The organism is Brevibacillus reuszeri, from assembly GCF_001187725.1.
GTDB classification, from domain to species: Bacteria; Bacillota; Bacilli; order Brevibacillales; family Brevibacillaceae; genus Brevibacillus; species Brevibacillus reuszeri.
Window position 1 is genome coordinate 1 of record NZ_LGIQ01000015.1, and the last position, 1,594, is coordinate 1,594.

The 1,594-nt window shown below is 39.6% G+C and carries 2 protein-coding genes; one reads left to right on the plus strand and one right to left on the minus strand.

What is annotated here, in order from left to right:
- Positions 1-511: IS110 family RNA-guided transposase (locus ADS79_RS30550; protein ID WP_152969586.1), on the minus strand; the 511-nt coding region annotated here is incomplete at its 3' end.
- A gap of 348 nt (positions 512-859) precedes the next feature.
- Here ADS79_RS30550 and ADS79_RS30555 point away from each other — a divergent pair.
- Positions 860-1,393, plus strand: coding sequence for a hypothetical protein (locus ADS79_RS30555; RefSeq protein ID WP_049742263.1), 534 nt, complete (start codon positions 860-862; stop codon positions 1,391-1,393).
- Positions 1,394-1,594: the final 201 nt, after the last annotated feature.

Here is a 1,594-nt window from a genome sequence, read left to right on the forward strand (position 1 = left end):
TATCTCGGCTAGAGACGCCCAAAATATCGGATACAACAGAAGAAAGTTTAATGTTGGCGCCCTCTAATACCTTTTGAATTCGGTTATGTTGTCGTGCGCGTTCTTCAATTATGCTTCGACGATATCGAACTAGTTCTCTCAACTCCCGTTGATTTCGGTTGGGAATATAACTAGCTGTAAGTAATCCATGGCGAAGAAGTTCAGCGATCCATTCGGCATCTTTGACATCTGTTTTTCTCCCAGGGACTGCTTTCATATGGGTAGCATTAACCACTAAAAATTCGATTGATTCTGCTTCCAATAAATTGACGATAGGCTTCCAAAAAACTCCTGTACTTTCCATTGCGACATGGGTACAACCTTGTTCCTTAATCCAGTCGATTAGCTTTAATAAGAAAACAGTTTTAGTAGAAAACGTTTGAATCTCCTTTCTTTCTGGTGTAATGATGCATGCAGTAATACTGTCCTTATGAACATCCATACCACATGCTCGTTCAATGATGACCTTCATTGAAAACATCCTTCCTACGGCACTACCATTATGGAGGCTGGTGCAACAATCATAAAAGGACTAATCTCCCATGAGTGCTTCCCGAAGGGGAGCGACAATCTGTGATGCACCATGATCGTTGGAGTCAGACTAACGGATGGGCTCATAGCACCAACTTAAAACGACCTTCCTCTCCAGCCGTAGTAGCAGTATGGACGGATTCAAACCATTTTCATCATCTTTGGTGCAGCAGCGCTGCATGAACGGCTAACGGGCAGAATTCTTTAGTGAATTGTCAAATACTGTGTGGTTTAATAAAACTAATGTGACGAGCGTTGGAGTACAAGTTAAAAATAAGAGGTTGAAACTATGCATATATCAGAAATAAGAACTGTAAAAAAATCGTATACCTTCGACTATCCTGGTCAGGTGGACTGTGCTGACATTGAGGTTGATGGTATTTCGTTTCGTGAACTTCTCGAAAGTTTAGGATTCGATCTGATTTCATGTTTAGGATGGGGAGCAGAAGATTATCAAAAAGATGCTATCAGTCGATTAATGCTTAAGAATTCTGGTGATTTGAAGGAGAATCGCCACTCCCTCTACGTCTGTCCAGCATGTGGTGATATGGGGTGTGGTGGTGTTTCTTTAGAAGTAGTTTGTACAGATGACATTGTGATATGGAGAGATTTTGGATTTGAATATAATTATGGAGATCAGGGAGTTTCGCGCGAAAAACTAAAAAACGTAGGGCCATATTATTTTAATTGGAATAACTATTCTCAGGAAATTGAAAAAACATATGGCTTGGGTAACTTGTTACCATCGTTAGATATAAGTGATGAGGAAATTAAGGCCAAATTAGAAACTTTATATAATGATTTTATAAAAGACAACTCATAAAGCTAATGGGATTCGTAACTAAATAATTTACCGTGAGGCTACTGAAGGAAGTGATCGGCAGCCTCGTTGCGCTAACGGGTATCGATAGCTTAGCAAATACATCAAGAGGCTGCTGGAGTTTATCCGACAGCCTCGTTGAGCTAAACCAGCTAATAGGATGTCAACATTTTTCATTAAACATGTTTATGTTTAATTGTTATA